Source organism: Nemorincola caseinilytica (assembly GCF_039540515.1).
Lineage (GTDB): Bacteria > Bacteroidota > Bacteroidia > Chitinophagales > Chitinophagaceae > Nemorincola > Nemorincola caseinilytica.
The window spans coordinates 42,758-62,351 of the sequence record NZ_BAABFA010000001.1 but is presented as its reverse complement, the minus strand read 5'-3'; the positions used below and the strand labels follow the sequence as shown (position 1 = coordinate 62,351).

Sequence of the window (19,594 nt, the reverse complement as noted above, 5' to 3'; positions counted from 1 at the left end):
ATCATTACAGATCTGTTACACCTGTTTTTTCTCTATTTTTGAGAGCTTGCAGAACGGGGTCGAATAATGCATAAAAATATATAATATTTTATGTACTTCTCCGTTATTGTACGATAGATAAGGCATTGCCAGGTTGAGATATAAAATAATATCATTTTTCGTACTGTTCTTCCTGGCGCTGGCTTATTTCCCGGGTGCGTATTCGCAATCGTCTAAGGGGAATAAGAACAGCGCAAAGCAGGCTCGTGCCCGTACCGATAGCATAGCCAAAGCAAGGAAAAAGCAGCAGGAGACCCTGGCAAAGAACCGGCAAAAAGCGCTGGATAGTGCCAGGAATGCACGCACACATGCTATGGACAGCGCATCGGCATCGCGAAAGCAAAAGACCGATAGCATAAAGCTGGCGCGCGAGCAAAAGACCGATAGTGTGGCCCGCGCCCGCAAAAAAGTGACCGACAGCGCTGCTGCGGCCCGCAAGTACAAGGAAAGCAAGAAATACCGCGACAGTGTAACAAAAGCCAAGGATAAGAAGGCCAAAGCGCTGACCGATGCCCGCACCGCGCGTACCGACTCGCTGAAAGAAATAAGGAAACACATAACAGACAGCACCACCGGTGTAAGGCAGGCGCGCAGCGATAGTATGAAGGCGGTGCAGAAACACCGGTCGGATAGCCTAGCAAAAGTGAAAAAGTACAAGGCCAGCAAGCGGTATACCGATAGTGTGACGCTGGTGAAACGGCACCGTACCGACAGTATAAAGGCAGTACAAAAAGAGTTCAGGGACAGCATAGCTACCGTGCGAAAGCACAGTATGGACAGCGCGAAGCTGGTACGCACCAAGAAGATGGACAGCATGAAGCTGGTGCGCAAAAAACATACCGACAGCCTGGCCACTGCCCGGAAGACCAAAACAGACAGCCTGAACAAGAAAAAAGACGCCAAGAGCAAGCTGGCCAAGGCCAATGAGAAGAAAAAACAGGAGGCCATGAAGCTGAAGCTGGAACTGAAGCTGAAACAGAAACGGGAAGAATGGTCGAACCAGACGATGCTGAAAAAAGGATGGGGGCCGAAACGGCGGCTGTTCCAGAACTCGTTCACGCATTATAATTATTACTACAATGCGAACCGGAAGATGGAGGAGGCCGAGCTGAACATGCAGCGGGTGAACAAGGACAATTATGACTCGCTCATAGGGCTCTTCCCCTTTGACCCCAACAAGGACTCTACCCTACTGGCGGCCGATATGGACAGTATCATCCACAAGGTATCGGTAGGTATACAGATACATGACCCGCGTATAAAGTGGGGCAATGATATGTACCTGATACTGGGCCAGGCATATTACTACAAGGGCAATTACGAGCATGCCGCCACATCTTTCCGCTACATAATAGCCAACGACCAGAAGAACAAGAATAAAAAAGGCAAGGGCCGCAGTAGCGGCGGCAGCCGCCCGAAGGGTGCACCATCTATAGTGGACAGTAAGAAAAGATCGAAGCTGGCCTTCTGGCAGCACCGCTCTGTACACAACGATGCTATACTGTGGCTGGCGCGTACCTATGCCACGGCCGGGCAGGTAGAGAACGGAGAATCGGTACTGTCGCTGCTGGAATACGATGCCGACCTGCCCAGCGATCTTGTAGGCCGCCTGGCCGTAGAGAAGGCCTTTGCCTACCTGAAGACAGAGAACTATGTGGCGGCATCGGAACAACTGAAAATAGCCGTAGACGACCGCAACCTGCCCATATGGCTAAGGACACGCATAGCCTTTCTGAACGGCCAGCTGCTGCAGAACATGGGCAATTATGAGCAGGCGGCAGAGAGCTTTGAGACCGTGGTAGACAATTTTCCCAAGATGGAAATGGACTTCTACGCACGGAAATATATAGCCACCAATAAACTGATGGCCGGCAAGGATGTGGAAGATGCCACCATACCCCTGAAGCGCATACTGAAAGATGCGAAGTATGCCACCTACTACGACCAGGTGTATTATGTATTGGGCAAATTATCGGCAAAGGCGGGTAAGAACAATGAGGCCATCAACTACTATGTAAAAGGTACCAAGGCGCCCAAGGCCACCAAGAAACAGAAAGCACAGCTTTTTGCGGCGCTGGGCGATGTGTACTATGCCAATGCCAGTTATGCAAGCGCCAAAGGCGCATACGACAGCGCAGCCAAGTATGCAGGCAATGCGAAGGACAAGACCATTGCCGCCGCCACACAACGCAGTACGGGCCTAGCGGAGATATCGGGCCCGGCCAATACCATACACGAGACCGATAGTATGCTGGCACTGGCCGCCATGAGCAAGAGAGAGCAACAACAGGTGGCCCGCCGCTACCTGCGCGAACAGGAGAAAAAGCTACAGGACAGTATGACCACTGCCGAGAATGCAGGCGCCACAGCAGTAGCGGCCGAGGCTGCGGACAATGATAAGGACAACTCTGCGAGCTGGTATTTTGCCAATCCGTCGCAAATATCGCAGGGCAGTGGCGACTTCAAGCGCAAATGGGGTACCCGCCCGCTGGCAGACAACTGGCGCCGGGCAGCGGCCATGCCGCTATCGGCTGGCACCAAGCCCACTACCCCAACACCGGGAGCCGATGATGACGATGAAGAGGACGGCGGCAAGGGCATAGCCAAAACAGAGAACGGCCTGCCTACAGAGGAAAGCCTGCTGGCCAAAGTACCCAATACCCCACAGCAAAAAGAGCTGGCCTACAAGGTGCAGCAAAAGGCATACATACTGCTGGCAAAGGCATATGAGAAACAACTGCAGGACCATACCCGGGCCCTGCACACGCTAGACACGCTGAACATTCGCTACCGGGCACATACACAGAAAGAGGAAGAACTCTTTTTGCGGTACCAGATAGCCGTAAAGGAGCAGCAACTGGACAAGGCACAGGTCTATGCGCAGGAATTGCTGGCGAAATTCCCCACATCTCAGTATGCAAGCATACTGAGGCCCGGAAAGAGCGAAAGCAAGGCAACGAACGATAATGTGACAGAAGTAGCCGCCTACTTTGACGAGACATACGATATGCTGATGCGCCACCAGTATACCGAGGCGCAGATGCGTGCCACCATGGCAAAGAAAAAATACGAGAACCCGCTCTACCATCGCAGGTTCGAGGTGCTGGAGGCGATGGCCTATGCAGGCGCGGGCAACTATGATATGGCCGATACAGTGATATCGCAGTTCCTGCGTACCAATCCCGCCGATACGCTTACCGAATGGGCGCGGTCGGTGAAGAAGTACATAGGCGAGGTGCGCAATGGCGGCAAACCATCTTGGTATAAGGATGGCCCACTGCCTGTGGCCGGCAGCACACCTAAAAAGGCCACAGAAGAGAAAGCAAGACCGGAAGAGGTGGCTCCTGCTCCCCCACCCGTTCTGCCTGATGTGCCACCTGTATATAGCTACAAGGCCGATAGCCCGCATTACTGCATAGTAGTACTGCCGGGAGTGGACTTCCGTACCGCAGGACTGAAAAAGGCCGTTCGCGACTTCGACTCGGCAAAATATGCGGCTACGCCGCTGGAACTGCTCATAGACTTTTACAGGATGAAAGAGGCCGTATTCATAGTAAAAGGCTTCCCATCGGCAGGTATGGCGCAGGCATATATGAAAGACCTTGCAGCACTGCCGGCCTTGGGTGAGTTCGGGAAAGAAGAGATCGGCATCATGGTCATTTCTGCGCAGAACTACAAGAAGATGTTCGCCGATAAGGACCCCGAGGGATACAGGGCGTTCTACAATGCCAGTTACCCCAAGTGACCGGCGCGCTCTATCTTTACGGTCTCTAACAGACATTCATGCGCACACTCATTACCGATATATCGCTGCTGCACCAGGTGGAATATGCAACAGATGCCCCCAGGACCCGTGTGGCCGGGGCCGATATGGCTACTGTACCCATGCTGGAGAACGCATGGCTGCTCACCGAGAACGGCCTAATACATAGCTTCGGCACAATGGCCGATATGCCCGATATGCATGCCGATGAGACCATAGATGCCACCGGTCGTATGGTACTGCCCGCCTGGTGCGACAGCCATACCCATACCGTATATGCCGCACCAAGGGATGGTGAGTTCGTGGACAGGATAAAGGGCATAAGCTATGAGGAAATAGCCCGGAGAGGCGGCGGCATACTGAACTCTGCCCGCAAACTGAACACCATGAGCGAGGACGAGCTGTATGAGCAAAGCCTGGAACGCCTGCACAAAGTGATGGCACAGGGTACGGGCGCCATAGAGATAAAAAGCGGCTATGGCCTGTGCCTGGAAGGCGAGCTGAAAATGCTGCGGGTGATACGCAGGCTGCGCGAGAGCGTGCCTATACCGGTAAAGGCGTCCTTCCTGGCGGCGCATGCCTACCCACAGGAGTACAAGCAGAACAAAGAGGCATATGTAGACCTGATAATAAATACCATGCTGCCCGCTGTGGCTGCAGAGGGGCTGGCCGACTATATGGATGTATTTTGCGAAGAGGGGTTCTTTGGGGTGCCTGAGACAGAGCGGCTACTGGAGGCCGGCTGGAAATATGGCCTGAAGCCGAAGATACATGCCAACCAGCTACACTACTCGGGAGGGGTACAAACAGGGGTAAAACACAATGCCCTAAGCGTAGACCACCTGGAATGTGTAGGCGATGCCGAGATAGCCGCGCTGATGGGCAGCAGCACCATGCCTGTACTGCTGCCGGGGGCTGCCTTCTTCCTGGGTATACAGTACCAGCCTGCAAGGCGCATAATAGATGCAGGCCTGCCGGTATGCCTGGCCAGCGATCACAACCCGGGCTCGTGCCCATCGGGCAATGTGCCCCTTCTGCTCACCATTGCCTGTACACAACTGAAAATGACACCCGAGGAGGCAGTGAACGCAGTGACCATAAATGGCGCCGCCGCCATGGAGCTGGAACGTGAGATGGGCAGCATAAGGCCGGGCAAGCGTGCGAACCTTATTTTGACCAATAAAATGCACTCCCTTGCCTACATTCCTTACGACCACGGCAACAACCCCGTGTATAGACACATAATTTAGAGAGGGTCATATCTTACTGATGCTCATGTGGTTGCGGCCTTATGAGCATTTTTATTTGTATGGGCGATGCTTTGCGTCCACATTTAATATTAGCATTATATCTCTTATTGTATTTTGCTAATAAAAATGTAGTTGGCTTTGAGCTTTTTTTAACAAAAACACATATTTTTGAAAATCTGCTAATAACAAAACCACATTTCATCACAATGTTGAGAAGAATTTTACTTAACAGTTTCACTGCGGCTTTAATGCTTGGGTCTACCATAGTGGTAGCAAAAGACCGCACGTCTGTAGAGACATTCATCATGCATGTGAAGGAGTCGAACAAGTTGGTAACGGTAAGCGACATATGGGCTGCCGACAACAATTTCGACAAGACCGAACTGCTGAAAAATGTTGCCAAAGCACAGCCTTTGACAGTGGATTACGCGCGTGTTGCAAGGTTCATGAATGAGAAGAGCTTCGCTATCAACCTGGTGATACCCGGTCCTGATGGCACCTTTTACACCATAGAACTGGCTCAGCACCAGGTACTTGCCAACGACTTCGAGGTACATACGATGGGCGCTAACGGTGTGGATACGCGAGTAGACTATACCCCCGGTCTGTACTACCGTGGTGTAGTGCAAGGGGTAGAGGGATCGCTGGCGGCGTTCTCGTTCTTCAATAACGAGATCTATGGTATTTTCTCTATACCCGAGGTGGGCAACTTCGTTGTGACCCCGAACACCATGGTGGGTAAGGAATATGACCATAACCAGCACTACATAGTATATAATGATGCGGACATCCTTTTCGCGAACAACTTTTCTTGCGAGGCCGATAAGATACCCGGCAACGTTCCGAAAAGAAGGGCCAACAAGACCACTACTACCCTGAACAACAAGGTATACAATAGCTGCAAGCAGATGAAGTGGTTCCATGTGGCCGACTATGGTATGTACCAGAGGAAGGGCAGCAGTGTGACCAACTGCACCAACTATATCACATCGCTGGTGAACAACAATGCGGCGCTCTACATGAACGAGGGTGTACCCATTCTTTCAAAGTATGTGCAGGTGAACAATGCTTCTGACGCATACGCAACACTGCCTACCACATCTTCAAGCACATGGCTTACTAAGTTCGGTCAGACAACAATGAACGTGATGCACGGCTGTGATCTGGCTATGCTGCTCACTACCAAAGGTGGCAGCATGGGTGGTGTAGCATGGCTGGATGTGATATGCCAGCCTTATGGTGGCGCACCACAGCATGCAGGCCCCTATGGTTTCTGTAACATAGACAACTCTACGAGCACTACTACTACTCCCTTCCCCACATATAGCTGGGACGTATCGGCCACTACGCATGAAATGGGCCACAATCTGGGCTCGCAGCATACACATGCCTGCGCCTGGGGCCCTACGCGCACCACGGCCATAGATGGCTGCTATACACTGGAAGGTAGCTGCGCCAACCCCGGCAAGCCCGCCTGTGCTACAAAGGGAACGATAATGAGCTACTGCCACCTGGCCAGCGGCACATCTTGTTCTATCATAGGCATCAACTTTACCAATGGCTTCGGCCAGCAACCCGGCGATACCATCAGGTATGCGATAGCCCATACATCTCCCGGTTGCGGCGAACTGCTGAAACCCAATATAGGCCTACAGAAAGCAGCAAGGACCATAACAGCCAACAGGGAGTGTACCGATGTGACAAGTGGTGTAACATACTACTATGCCAACAGCAATACGCTGAACACCGACAATGACACACTGGTACTGATGGTGCGTAAGAACGGTAACAACATAGGCAACCTGAATAGCACCGGTTTTGCTGTATCGGCCACAACGCTCACCGGCTGGGGTGGCGGTACTGCACAGAGCATTACCTTCCCTACGGGTACATCGGGCGTGGGCAGCACAGGCAACAACTATGGCGCACGCAGGTTCTGGACCATTACACATACCGGCGCTACAGTGCTTCCTACAGCAGTAGAAGTATGGTTCCCACTTACGGGCAGCGATACTACCGACGTGAATGGCAGCGCCCCAGGTGCTACCGCTCCGTTCAACAACTTCAAGCTATACTCTGTAAAGAAACCTACTATCAGTGCCGATCCATCGGGTGCTTTCACCGGTGCTACCGCTGCTGATATAGCCGTGCATACTTACAGTACTACTCCCAGCACTACCAAGTGGACACGCGATGTATCGGGCAGCAGCACACTGCTGGCCTATTTCCTGACGACCACACTGCATGGTGGTGGTGCGTTCTATGTAAATGGCTCTTCTACCAGCGATGTAGGCACACTGGGCACACACAATGGCATAAGCGTATATCCTAATCCTACCAACAGCGAATGGTTCTTTACCCTTCCCGATGATATGCTGGTAGATGCCAACCTGATGCTGTACACTGCAGAAGGCCGCATAATACATTCGCAACTGCTGCAGCCAGGCACCCTCAATACAGTGAGCGGCGCCAAACTGCCCGCCGGCATGTACTTCTACCGCGTGATAAACGGCAGCAATGTATCGACAGGTACACTCATCAAGAACTAATAATAAATAATAGAGAAATATTAAAAGGAGCGCAATTGCGCTCCTTTTTTGTGCTATGAATGTGCATAACTCGGCCCTGCAAAATGTGGTTCTTTCTGGCTCCCGGCCTTACATTTGCCGCTACTATATGAAAGTGATACGCAACATAGCAGGATATGTATATGCAGTGTATGCGCTTTTGCTTTTTGTGGCTACGCTACTGGTGGTGTTCGTACCGGTATGGGTGATAGCCCGGTACAGCGAGCCCACAAGGGCCAGGCTGGTACATAGGGCGTTCCGTATATGGATGGGGGTATACATGCCGCTTATCTTTTGCCCGGTGAGCCGAAGGGGTAAACAACATTTCAGGAAGGGAGAGAACTATGTGGTGGTGATCAACCACAATTCGCTGATGGATATACCTGTGTCATCGCCATGGATACCGGGGCCGAACAAGACACTGGCCAAGATAGAGATGTCGCGCATACCACTGTTCGGTGTTATCTACAAGGCGGGCTCGATACTGGTGGACAGGAAAAAGGAAAGCAGCCGCCGCGAGAGCTTCGGGCTGATGGACGATACGCTGAAACAGGGTATTCACCTCTGTCTTTACCCGGAGGGTACGCGCAATAAAACAGAAAAGCCCATTCAGCCGTTCTATGATGGCGCATTCGTAACGGCCATACGCGCACAGAAACCCGTGATGCCGGGAGTGCTCTTCAATACGGGCACGGTACTGCCGCACGACAGCAAGGGATGGGCACGCCCCAAGCGGCTGCACATACACTTCCTGGAGCCGGTACCGACAGCGGGCCTGACACTGAACGATGTGGCGGCGCTGAAAGAAAAGGTGTATACAATGATGGAGACCTACTATATCACTCATAAAAACGAACTTTCATGACATTCACTATCATAGGCACAGGCAATATGGCATGGTTCATAGGCACAAGACTTGTGGCCGCACGCCATTTATGCAAGGGGGTCTTCGGCAGGAACGAGGCGGCCGTGAAGCGACTGTCTGAAGGCCTGCTGAGCAATAAACATGGCGACCTTGCCGCTGCGCGGGATACCGAGGCCGATGTGTGCTTCATAGCCGTGACCGATGATGCCATAGCAGAAGTGGCCGCTAAACTGAACTATAAAAAGACCGTACTGGTACATACCGCAGGCGCCGTGCAACTGGATGTGCTGCAGAACGCCGCGCCCGACAGCGCCATACTGTGGCCGGTATATTCCATATCGGGGAGCAACCCGCCATCGCACCGCAATATACCCATAGCGTGGGAGGCATCTTCGCCCAAGGCCGAGAAATATGCACTGTCGCTGGGGCATGTGATAACCGATATCCTCTTCGAGGCCAAGTACGACCAGCGCAAGTGGCTGCACCTGTCGGCAGTAATAAGCAATAATTTCACCAACCATCTGATGACCATATGTGAGCGCATATGTGCCGAGAACGCCCTACCCTTCTCTGCGCTGGAGCCTATAATAGAGCAGACCTTCTCGCGCTTCAGGCAGGCGGCGCCATCTACAGTGCAGACAGGCCCTGCCATAAGGGGAGATGTAAAGACCATAACCGAGCAGACCGAACTACTGGCCGGCCACGAGGACTGGCAAAAGATATATACGGCCATTACAGAGTCTATACAGAAGACCCACCCCGAGAAGGGATAGCAAAGCCCGCATTTTGACGATAGTGCACATAAGCGTATCTTTCGGGCAGAATGGTACAGGTAGGTAATTACAATACATTGCGGGTGATAAAGGAGGTGGATTTCGGGATGTACCTGGACGGAGGTACCGATGAGATACTGCTGCCCAAAAGATATGTGCCCAAGGGACTGAAGGAGGGAGACGACATAGACGTCTTTATATACCACGACAATGAGGGCCGCCTGATAGCCACTACCGATAGGCCTGTGGCCGTAGTGGGCGATATAGCCCGTATGGAAGTGAATGAGGTGAACACACATGGCGCCTTCCTGAAATGGGGCATTATGAAGGATGTGTTCATACCTATATCGCTGCAGGAACGCAAGATGCGCCCCGGCGAAAAGCGGCTGGTGAAGCTGTTCATAGACGAGCGTACAGGCCGCGTGACCGCCACCGAGAAGATAGACAAGCACCTGAGCAACTATGAACTGACCGTAAAGGAGAACGACGAAGTGGACATCGTTATCTTTCAGCAGACAGATATTGGCTATAAGGTGATCATCAACAACAAGCACCTGGGCGTACTGCACTATAACGAGCTGTTTCGCGAGCCGGAGATAGGCGAACGCATGCGCGGCTATATAAAGACCATAAGGCCGGGCAACAAAATAGATGTTTCGCCGGGCGTGAAGGGGTATGCCAAGGTAAGGGATGAGGAAGAACGCATGCTGGAAATGCTGCGGAACAATGGCGGCTACCTGCCATACAACGACAAGTCTGACCCGGACGATATATACACCTACTTCGGGGTGAGCAAGAAGTCGTTCAAAATGACACTGGGGGCGCTATACAAGAAGCGGCTGATAGTATTTACACAAACGGGCACCAAACTGGCCGATCCGGAGTAACAGCACTAAAGATGTACAGGAACCTCATCAAACCACTTGCCGATGTGCTGATAGCGCTTGTGGCTTTCATTGTGCTTTTCCCGGTGTTCCTCACAGTAGTAATACTGCTGGCCATTGCCAACGGTGGCAAGCCATTCTTTACACAGCCACGGCCGGGCAGGCATGGGCGGGTGTTCAGGGTCATAAAGTTCAAAACGATGAACGACCGCAAGGACGCGAACGGCGAACTGCTCTCTGATGCCGAACGGCTGACACCTATAGGCAGCTTTGTGCGCAAGACATCGCTGGACGAGATACCGCAACTGCTGAACGTGATAAAGGGCGACATGAGCCTGATAGGGCCACGCCCGCTGCTGGTAGAGTACCTGCCACTATACAACGAGACCCAGAAACGCCGCCACGAGGTGCGCCCCGGCATTACCGGCTGGGCGCAGGTGAACGGGCGTAACGCCATAAGCTGGGAGCAGAAATTCGCCTACGATGTGTGGTATGTAGATAACCTGGGCCCTGCACTGGATATACGCATCATATTCATGACGATACGCAATGTGGTGAGGTCGGAAGGGATAAGCTCTGCAACATCGGCCACTATGGAGAAATTCACGGGTACGAGGTAGGCATTCCCTTTAAGCCTCACCCCGACCCTCTCTAAAGAAGAGGGAGTGTTATCCGGTACTGAGTATGACGAATTATAAAAGACCTCCGAACGCAGGAAGATAAATGAAGAAGGCCGGGCATTTGCCCGGCCTTTCTGTTATATAGTTCTGTGTGCCTGTTACAGGTGTATGGCTTCGCCAAGCGCTACCTCTACGGCGTCCTTTATACCTTCGCTCATGGTAGGATGCGGATGTATGCTGTCCAGCACTTCCTGCCATGTGGTCTCCAGCTTGCGGGCCACCACTGTTTCGGCTATCATTTCTGTTACGTTGTAGCCTATCATGTGCGTACCCAGCCATTCGCCGTATTTGGCATCGAATATCACTTTTACGAAGCCTTCCTGTGCGCCTGCTGCAGTGGCCTTGCCCGATGCCGAGAAGGGGAACTTGCCCACCTTCACCTCGTAACCGGCCTCGCGTGCCTGCTTTTCGGTAAGGCCTACACTGGCTATCTCGGGCGAGCAGTAGGTACAGCCCGGTACATTGCCATAATCGAGCGCCTCGGGTACATGGTGGTATTTACCTTCCTTGTTGGCAAAGGCCTCTACGCATATGATGGCTTCTTTAGATGCCACATGCGCCAGCGCCTGGCCGGGGGTTATGTCGCCTATGGCGTATACACCATCTACATTGGTCTTGTAATGCTTGTCTACCGTTACCCTGCCCTTGTCGGTCTTTATGTTCAGGGCCTCGAGACCTATGTTCTCTATATTGGCGCTGATACCTACGGCGCTCAGTACCACATCGGCCTCCAGCACCATGTCGCCATTGGCTGTTTTCACGGTAGCTTTCACGCCTTCGCTAGCGCCATCTACCTTTTCTACCGATGCATTGGTCATCACGTTGATACCCTTCTTCTTGAATATCTTCTCCAGCTCCTTCGATACGTCCTCGTCCTCTACGGGCACTATGCGTGGCAGGAACTCTACGATGGTCACCTTGGTACCTATACTGTTGTAGAAGTAGGCGAACTCTACACCTATGGCGCCGGAGCCTACCACTATCATGCTTTTGGGCTGCTGCGGCAGGGCCATGGCCTCGCGGTAGCCTATCACCTTCTTGCCATCTATGGGCAGGTTGGGTAGCTGGCGGCTGCGCGCACCTGTGGCCAGTATGATGTGGCGAGCCTGGTGCGCGGTGGTCTTGCCATCGGCGCCGGTCACTTCCACTTCCTTCTTGCCATTGAGCTTACCCATGCCTGCGAGAACATCTATCTTGTTCTTCCTCATCAGGAACTGGATGCCCTTGCTCATCTTGTCGGCCACACCACGGCTGCGTTTGATGACCGCACCGAAATCGGCTTTGAAATCGGTAGCGACAATACCATAATCGGCAGCGTGCGTAAAGTTCTCATACACACTGGCAGATTTGAGGAGCGCCTTGGTAGGGATACAGCCCCAGTTGAGGCATATACCGCCGAGGTTCTCCTTTTCTACTATCGCTGTCTTGTACCCGAGCTGGGAGGCGCGTATAGCTGCCACATAGCCGCCCGGTCCGCTTCCTACTACGATCACGTCGTATGCCATAATGCTTTTATTGTTTAGGTAAGTAAATGTTTGAATTATGCGGGGCAAATGTAATAAAAAAGCAGACAGATGCATCTATGGGGGAATGTCAAAATAAGTTGATGCCGTGTATTTTGTACTTCCCCTACCCTTGCGGTAAAGGAAGTGTGCCATATGGAGATACGGTACAGAACAAAATAATGGGGACAGCACCCTGCCAATGGGCGAAAATATGCGCCCATATTGTGTTTCATGGCATTTTATATTTCCTTTTTGCACCTGTGGGAAATATATAGATCCGGCACAGAACAGTGTAATGTATAGGGCTGCAGGGCGTGGTAATTTTGTGTTCCACTGAGGGTAAGACAATACATCTGCGAAGGATAGGAATTACATCTACTACAACACAGGGCATATGAGATATATCATACTATCGGTATGCGTGCTATTATTTGCTACGCATACCCATGCACAGACCGATACCAGCCGGAAGAGCAAACGCGTGCCGAAAAAGGCGCGGTCGCAAAGCCGATCGCCCATAATAGGCAGAGATACTGCAGGCTGGCCTCAGAACCAGCCGCCGAAATGGCCGCACGACACCATGCGTACCAATGGCAAGAAATAAGAGAAGTTCTTTTTAAAAATAAACCATCTGAACATTCATTCACTATTAAAAACCAGAACTATGACACAAAGAAGGAACGATCGCAACTTCGATCAGAACAACAGGAACAACTACAACACAACGGACAGGGAAACAAGGGGCGGCTATAACGACAATAGCAGCAGGTATGGCAGCAGCTACAACGATAGCGATGATGATGACCAGTACACCGGCTCGGCCGCGTTCGATGATGATGACTACGAGAACTACGGCAGCGAATACGAGAGCAATAGCGCTAATTACTACGGCACCAACGGCCGCAACGAGAACTATGGCAATGGTCGCAATGGCAGCAACAACAGGGGCTACAACGAAGATGTGAACCGTAGCACAGAAAGGGGCGGTTATTCTCCCTTCGGCAGCGGACGCTCGTCTTACAACGATGGCCGTGGCAACTCTTCTTCGGAATATGGCCGCCAGGGATTGAACGAATACTCGCGCAACGGTGGCAACCGTGGCTACAACAACGACCAGGACCAGCGCTATGGCAACCGTGGCAACTATGGTTCGCAAGGTAACTACGGCTCACAGCGCAACTATGGTTCGCAGGGCTCGCAAGGCAATTACGGTTCACAGCGCAACAGTGGCTCACAGGGTGGCTGGGGCAATGAGGGCCGCAACCGCAACTATGGTAGCGACAACGGTAGCTATGGCAGCAACTATGGTAGCCGCAGCGGACAGGGCGAATATGGCCAGGGCGGCCGCAACAACTACAACTCTTACAACGACCAGAACGGCGGCGACCGCTATGGCCGCAGCAGCTATGGCAGCGACCGCAACTCGTCTTCGTACGGCAGCTCGCGCAACTCCGGATCACAGCGCAGGGGGTTCGGCAGCGCAGGCCGCGACCAGCAGCAGTGGTCTGACAGTGGCAACAGGTCTTCGCGTACCCGCAACGATGAGCGCGATAACAATATAATGTGATCTTTTATTCATCTGCATACTATCAAAGGCTTCCGGTAACATTTTACCGGAAGCCTAACTTCAAAAACCTAAAGCACGAACAACACTAAAGACCACATTCTTATGAGAACAGCGACCAGCCAAAAGAACGGAGCAGCCGGCAAGACCACAGCAAATGCAGGTGGCTCTGGCAAAAAAGCCAATCCGGCATCTGCTACAAAAAGCAGTAAGAAAGAACAGCAGCAGAAGGAGGAAAAAGAAGAGACCCCTTTTGAAAAACTGTTCATGGACATGCTGAAGGACATGTACTGGGCCGAGCAACACCTGGTGAAAGCCCTGGAAAAAATGAGCAAAGCGGCCACTACAGAGCAATTGCAGGATGCCTTTGACGACCACCTGTATGTGACAAAGAAACATGCAAGCCGCCTGGAGCGCGTATTCGGCCTGCTGGGCGCACCTGTCCAGGGCAAAAAATGCGCAGCCATGGAAGGACTGGTGAACGAGGCCGAAGAGATGATAAAAGAGACAGAAGAAGGCTCTATGACACGCGATGCAGCACTGATAATAGCTGCCCAGAAGGTAGAACATTATGAGATAGCCAGCTATGGCAGCCTGGTGCAGGTGGCCCTGACACTGGGACATAACGAGGCCGCCCGCCTGCTGGAAAAGACCCTGAACGAGGAAGAGGACACAGACCGCCACCTGACCATGATAGCAGAAAGCGATGTGAACCCACTGGCCGACCAGGAAACAGAGGATGAGGGCGCCGAAGAAGAAGAAGAAATGGAGGAGGCATAGCCTATTCCTCACAGAAAAAAAGAGAAAGGACACCGGTCATAGGTGTCCTTTCTCTTTTTTAGTGCAGGCGTATCAGAACAATGTGGGGGCTGCATTGATGCCCAGCATGGGAAACTCGTGCAGTATCTGCCAGTTGGCGCCATCGTGCCGCCACAGGTATATCTTGTCTGCCACAAAAGAGCCCTTGAAGCGGCGCATACTGTGATCGGCTATTATCTGCGGCATCAGCCCCGGCGGTACATCTCTGTAGCCTATGGTAAAGTGCGGCCTGTACTCTTGCTCCTGCGGCGCTACAGGTATATATTTTCGTAACTGCTGTACAAAGCCCTTCCTCAGCTCCCTCAGGCGCTCGTTCTTTACCACATCTATGTATACCACCGGGCTTTTGCGGTTGTTGAAGTAATTGAAGTCGTTCAGCTCTATGGATACAGGCGCCTGCTGTGCCACCCATGGGGCAAGCCCCTGTAATTTCTGCTCAATGGCAGGATCTTCTTTGAAAGGCTCGTATAGGGTGATGTGTACGGGCGGCTTCAGGGCCTTCACACAATTGTACCGCTCGGCAAATGCCTTCCTTTCCTCACTTATACGCTGCTCCAGACCGGCAAGCGGCATTATGGCGAACATGTATAGCTGCATACCTTAAATATAGGCAAAAATAGCCGTTCTCCGCACCCTACCGTGCATTGCTGTAGGTCACTATGCTTTCCAGCAGGTAGCGGCACAGTTGCTCGCGGTCTTCCATAGTGGCCACATCATCGGGCTTACCTATATCGCCACACTCTACAGCAAGAGCCGGCTGGGTATGCCCCCGTAGTATCAGGGCGTTCTTGTAGGTGCGAACGGTATCCTTTCCGGCCACTGCAAGGCGGGAAAGAATGGCAGTTGTGAGTATGCTGTTTTCGGCGAAGAAGGGCTCATCGGGCGCTAAGAATATCTCATATATCCTGGCGGGCGTACCGGCGGGCGCTTTGTTTATGTGAAGGGATAAGAAAACATCGGGAGTTGCTGCAATGGTCACACCTATCCTCGTTCCCAAAGGCGGATCCGTATCATCATTCCGGGTCTGCAGTACTTCTATATTGTATAACGGCGCCATAGCGGCCATTTCTTTACAAAGGGCAAGTACCATGGCTTTTTCCTGCTTGCCGTCGGCATTCGTGGTGCCTGTATCTGCGCCACCATGCGCTGCATCCAGCATTACAAGCGTATGGTAGCGTGCGCGTTCTATATTATTGCCATCGCTCTTGTGGCATGCAACAAAAGGCATACAAAGCAATATTATGGTCAAGTATCGCAAAAGGTAAAGGGATATATGCATAATATATTTTTAAACGGAGAATGATGTGTTATAGTATGCATATGAGTGAACATGACAAACAAATTGCAGCCGCCGGGAAAATAGGTAATAAAATGTCGATAAAATATTGTTATTTTTATAGCCGCTCCCGTGACCGGGCTACATCTCTATTATTTTAACGCAACTATTTAACTACTTATCCATTACACATAGTCAATACAAGCAGGATGAAAAAGCTATACTTTACTCTTCTTAGCTGCATGGCCGCATTTTGCGGGCACGCACAAGTAGCATTGATGACACCTACCAACAGCGGTGGCTTTGAGAATGGTCCTACGTTCGCGGCCAGCAATTGGCAAGAGGCGAACGGAGGCTTCAACCCATGGGTAGTAGGCAATGGCAGTGTCAATATCGGTATGCGCGGCGCCTATATAGGTACCACCACCATGTATACAGGCACCAACAATGCCTCCATCAATCACTTTTACCGTATAGGAGGTGGCCTGGTGATACCCGCAGGCGCTACCAATGTGATGCTCTCATTCCGCTACAGGCAGCCTGTGGTAGACCCTATGGGAGACTCGCTGATAGTGTCGGTATCACCCAATGCGGCACCGGCACCGGTAGCAGGATCTACTGTAAGCCCATTGTATACGCGTATATACAACAATACATCTACCGCCTATCCCGGCTATGTACAGGTAGGGCCTATAGACCTTACTGCTTATGCAGGTACTACCATACGCCTGGCGTACACCTATGTGAACAATGGTACTGCACCCATAGGCATACCTGCCATAGACAGCGTGGCCATGTACTACTGCCCTGCCATTACCGGTACTATGGTAATGTGCACATCGGGCAGCGTGACCCTGAACACTACCAATAACGTAGCGGGCGGCACATGGAGCAGCAGCAATACCAGTATAGCGGCCATAGGCGGCAGCACGGTGACATCGGCCACTGTAAACGGCGGCACCACTGCAGGCACTGCCACCATTACACATATAGGCGGCACATGTACCGTAACGGCCACTGTAACAGTGAACCCCATACCTACTGCACTGTCAGGCACCCTCAGCGCATGCGCGGGCAGTACCACAGTACTTACAAGTACACCTGCAGGCGGCACATGGTCTTCATCTAACACTGCAGTAGCCACCGTTACCAGCGGAACCGTGAATGCACTGACAGCGGGTACCGCCAATATCACATACATGTTCCAGCCGTCTTGCAGGGCTATATCTACCGTGACCGTGAACCCACTGCCGGCAGTGTTCAATGTGACCGGTGGCGGCAGCTTCTGCGCCAGCGGATCGGGAGTATCTATAGGCCTTGACAATTCCACCGCAGGTATGGATCACAACCTGTACAATGGTGCTACACTGGTAGGCAGCGTATCCAGTTCCCCGGGCGGTCCCATATCGTTCGGCACCTTCACTACAGGCGGCACATATACTGCCACAGCCACCAACCCTGCTACCACATGTACCCGCAATATGGCCGGCAGCGCTGTAGTGACAGTGGCACCACCTGTAACACCCGATGTAGATATAATATCGTCTGTTACAGGTACGCTCTGCTCGGGCACAGGCGTCACCTTCACTGCCGACCCCGTGAACGAAGGCACCTCTCCTGCCTATAACTGGTATGTGAACGGCACACTGGTAGGTACAGGCACCACATATTCGTATGTGCCCACCGATGCCGATGTAGTGCGTGTGACCCTATACCCCGGTGGCATATGTGCTGTGCCGGATACGGCCACTACTACCATGACCATGGCAGTGACCCCATTGGGCACACCCGGTGTGAACATATCTGTAGCGCCGGGCAACCCATCTTGCGAAGGCAGGCCGGTGACATTCTCTGCAGTACCGGTACTGGGCGGTACTGCCCCCGGCTATCGCTGGACCAAGAACGGCATCAATGTGGCCACAGGCCCTACATATACCTATACACCTGCCAATGGCGATGTTGTGTACTGTATGATAACCAGCAACTATATATGCCGCAGCATAGATACTGCACTGAGCACCGATATCACTATGACCACTATACCATCGGCATCGCTGCCGGTAGTGAGCATAGCTGCTACACCGGGCACAATGGTGGACCCCGGTACGATGGTGACCCTGGTAGCCAGCAAGACCGGCGGCACCAGCGCCGTGACCTACCAATGGCATGTGAACGGTACGCAGATACCGGGCGCTACCAACAATACCTACAACAGCAATAGCTTTGTAAATGGCGACATAGTGACCTGCAAAGTGACCAACACCGACCCATGCGCTAACTTTACACTGAAATCGATAGTGATAAACACCACCGGCGCAGGTGTGGCCAATATAGATGGCAATACCAATATGGCTATCATACCCAATCCTAATAATGGCGTGTTCTCTCTGCAGGGCTCAATGACCGATAATGCCGCTACTATAAAGGTGACCAACCTGATAGGCCAGATGGTGTACAGCAGGGAGGTAAAGACAACAGGGCACATGATGGAAGAAACGATAGACCTGAGCAATATGCCTGCAGGCGTGTATATACTAAGTGTCCATTCGGTATCGGGTACAAGGTCTATGCACTTCAGCATACGCTAAGGGAACCGACCGTATAATAAGCAAGAGGGCCATCTTCAAAAGATGGCCCTCTTGCTTTCAGTGCTTACCGGCTCATTGCTGCCCTATAGCCCTTTTATAGAGCTGGAAGAAAAGCATGGGCAGGAAGGCAAAGTTCAGGATGAACATCCCTGCCACCATCTGCATATTGGCAGTGGGGAATGAATGCAGCTTGAAGAGATTGCCCGATGCGATAAGCACGCCCGCTATCAGCCCCGAGAATATCCTCAGGTTGTACGTTCTGCTTTGTTTTGCCATCTGCTTTAGCGATGTCGCCATCATCAGGCATACCGTCAGCAGCAGTGTGGCAAAACCCCATACCAGTATCACTGCCGCTCCCGGCCAGTGCATACTACGGAACATAATGCCCGTAGAGATCATAAACGCGGCCGTGAATCCCAGGCCATAGATCATCCGTTTCATGTTCGTTTGTTTTTTAAAGTTTATCAGAAAAAAAAGTTCTTCTTGTATCTCCTGCATCCCGTTGGGCGTTATGGCCCTGAATGCGGTATTGTATGCGGCCTCAAAGTCGGCGCCGCTATCTATCTGCTCTTCTATATAGCAGCAGTAGTGGTCCAGCAGGCCGTTGCGCAGGTCCCTGTCCCATACCTCTGCCTCTATGCGCAGTTGTATCAGGTCTACCTGTTCATCAGTAAGCTGCGCCATATGTTGCCAGTGGTTTTGATGTGATGATGGTATGAATGGTATTCAGGAACTCCAGCAGCTCATCTACCGATTCCTTCGTAGCGCTCTTGCCCGGCGCCGTCAGCGCATAGTACTTGCGCACGCGCTTGCCTATATATACCTCCTCTGTGGTCACCAGGCCATCGGCCTCCAGCTTGTGCAGCGCCGGGTATAGCGAACCTTCCTTTACCAGTATCTTGTCATCCGACATCGACCTTATCATTTGTGTTATCTCATAGCCGTACATCTTTCCTTTCTGCTCCAGCAGCTTCAGTATCATCGTGCTCAGTGTACCCTTCAATAATTCTGTCTGATTCAT

16 protein-coding genes are annotated in these 19,594 nt (G+C 52.2%); 11 read left to right on the top strand and 5 right to left on the bottom strand.

The window, feature by feature from the left end; genetic code table 11:
* Positions 1-133 precede the first annotated feature (133 nt).
* From porW to ABD843_RS00270, 7 genes are all read left to right on the top strand, one after another.
* Positions 134-3,784, top strand: coding sequence for a type IX secretion system periplasmic lipoprotein PorW/SprE (porW, locus tag ABD843_RS00300; protein ID WP_345076743.1), 3,651 nt, complete (start codon positions 134-136; stop codon positions 3,782-3,784).
* A gap of 38 nt (positions 3,785-3,822) precedes the next feature.
* Complete coding sequence (hutI, locus tag ABD843_RS00295; RefSeq protein WP_345076740.1) at positions 3,823-5,052, top strand: imidazolonepropionase; 1,230 nt, start codon at positions 3,823-3,825, stop codon at positions 5,050-5,052.
* A 248-nt stretch (positions 5,053-5,300) separates the two neighbouring features.
* Complete coding sequence (locus ABD843_RS00290; protein ID WP_345076737.1) at positions 5,301-7,601, top strand: M12 family metallo-peptidase; 2,301 nt, start codon at positions 5,301-5,303, stop codon at positions 7,599-7,601.
* 127 nt (positions 7,602-7,728) lie between these two features.
* Positions 7,729-8,484, top strand: coding sequence for a lysophospholipid acyltransferase family protein (locus ABD843_RS00285; RefSeq protein WP_345076734.1), 756 nt, complete (start codon positions 7,729-7,731; stop codon positions 8,482-8,484).
* On the top strand, positions 8,481-9,257 hold the full coding sequence (locus ABD843_RS00280; RefSeq protein ID WP_345076731.1) for a Rossmann-like and DUF2520 domain-containing protein: 777 nt from the start codon (positions 8,481-8,483) through the stop codon (positions 9,255-9,257). The genes ABD843_RS00285 and ABD843_RS00280 overlap by 4 nt, the downstream gene beginning before the upstream one ends.
* A gap of 50 nt (positions 9,258-9,307) precedes the next feature.
* Positions 9,308-10,144, top strand: a complete 837-nt coding sequence (locus tag ABD843_RS00275; RefSeq protein ID WP_345076728.1) for a CvfB family protein — start codon at positions 9,308-9,310, stop codon at positions 10,142-10,144.
* An 11-nt stretch (positions 10,145-10,155) separates the two neighbouring features.
* Positions 10,156-10,761 carry a sugar transferase gene (locus tag ABD843_RS00270; protein WP_345076725.1) on the top strand — a complete coding sequence of 202 codons (606 nt, stop codon included), beginning with the start codon at positions 10,156-10,158 and terminating at the stop codon, positions 10,759-10,761.
* Positions 10,762-10,919: 158 nt separating this feature from the next.
* Here the strand turns inward: ABD843_RS00270 and lpdA are convergent, their stop codons facing one another.
* A complete protein-coding gene (lpdA, locus tag ABD843_RS00265) occupies positions 10,920-12,326 on the bottom strand; it encodes a dihydrolipoyl dehydrogenase (RefSeq protein WP_345076722.1) in 1,407 nt (468 codons plus the stop codon).
* Between the two features lie 394 nt (positions 12,327-12,720).
* Between lpdA and ABD843_RS00260 the strand changes: the two genes are divergently transcribed.
* From ABD843_RS00260 to ABD843_RS00250, 3 genes are all read left to right on the top strand, one after another.
* On the top strand, positions 12,721-12,930 hold the full coding sequence (locus tag ABD843_RS00260) for a hypothetical protein (RefSeq protein ID WP_345076719.1): 210 nt from the start codon (positions 12,721-12,723) through the stop codon (positions 12,928-12,930).
* A 60-nt stretch (positions 12,931-12,990) separates the two neighbouring features.
* Positions 12,991-13,893 carry a hypothetical protein gene (locus tag ABD843_RS00255; protein ID WP_345076716.1) on the top strand — a complete coding sequence of 301 codons (903 nt, stop codon included), beginning with the start codon at positions 12,991-12,993 and terminating at the stop codon, positions 13,891-13,893.
* A gap of 102 nt (positions 13,894-13,995) precedes the next feature.
* Entirely contained in the window at positions 13,996-14,670 is a 675-nt protein-coding gene (locus tag ABD843_RS00250; protein WP_345076713.1) for a YciE/YciF ferroxidase family protein, read from the top strand.
* A gap of 72 nt (positions 14,671-14,742) precedes the next feature.
* Here the strand turns inward: ABD843_RS00250 and ABD843_RS00245 are convergent, their stop codons facing one another.
* Both ABD843_RS00245 and ABD843_RS00240 read right to left on the bottom strand, forming a co-directional pair.
* Entirely contained in the window at positions 14,743-15,306 is a 564-nt protein-coding gene (locus ABD843_RS00245; protein ID WP_345076710.1) for a 2'-5' RNA ligase family protein, read from the bottom strand.
* Positions 15,307-15,343: 37 nt separating this feature from the next.
* Positions 15,344-15,937, bottom strand: coding sequence for an N-acetylmuramoyl-L-alanine amidase family protein (locus ABD843_RS00240; protein ID WP_345076707.1), 594 nt, complete (start codon positions 15,935-15,937; stop codon positions 15,344-15,346).
* Positions 15,938-16,194: 257 nt separating this feature from the next.
* Here ABD843_RS00240 and ABD843_RS00235 point away from each other — a divergent pair, with 257 nt between their 5' ends.
* Positions 16,195-18,573 (top strand): T9SS-dependent choice-of-anchor J family protein, encoded by a 2,379-nt coding sequence (locus tag ABD843_RS00235; protein ID WP_345076704.1) that lies wholly within the window; start codon positions 16,195-16,197, stop codon positions 18,571-18,573.
* Positions 18,574-18,645: 72 nt separating this feature from the next.
* Here ABD843_RS00235 and ABD843_RS00230 read toward each other — a convergent pair whose 3' ends face one another.
* Positions 18,646-19,257 (bottom strand): hypothetical protein, encoded by a 612-nt coding sequence (locus ABD843_RS00230; RefSeq protein WP_345076701.1) that lies wholly within the window; start codon positions 19,255-19,257, stop codon positions 18,646-18,648.
* On the bottom strand, positions 19,241-19,594 hold the full coding sequence (locus tag ABD843_RS00225; RefSeq protein WP_345076698.1) for a PadR family transcriptional regulator: 354 nt from the start codon (positions 19,592-19,594) through the stop codon (positions 19,241-19,243). The genes ABD843_RS00230 and ABD843_RS00225 overlap by 17 nt, the downstream gene beginning before the upstream one ends.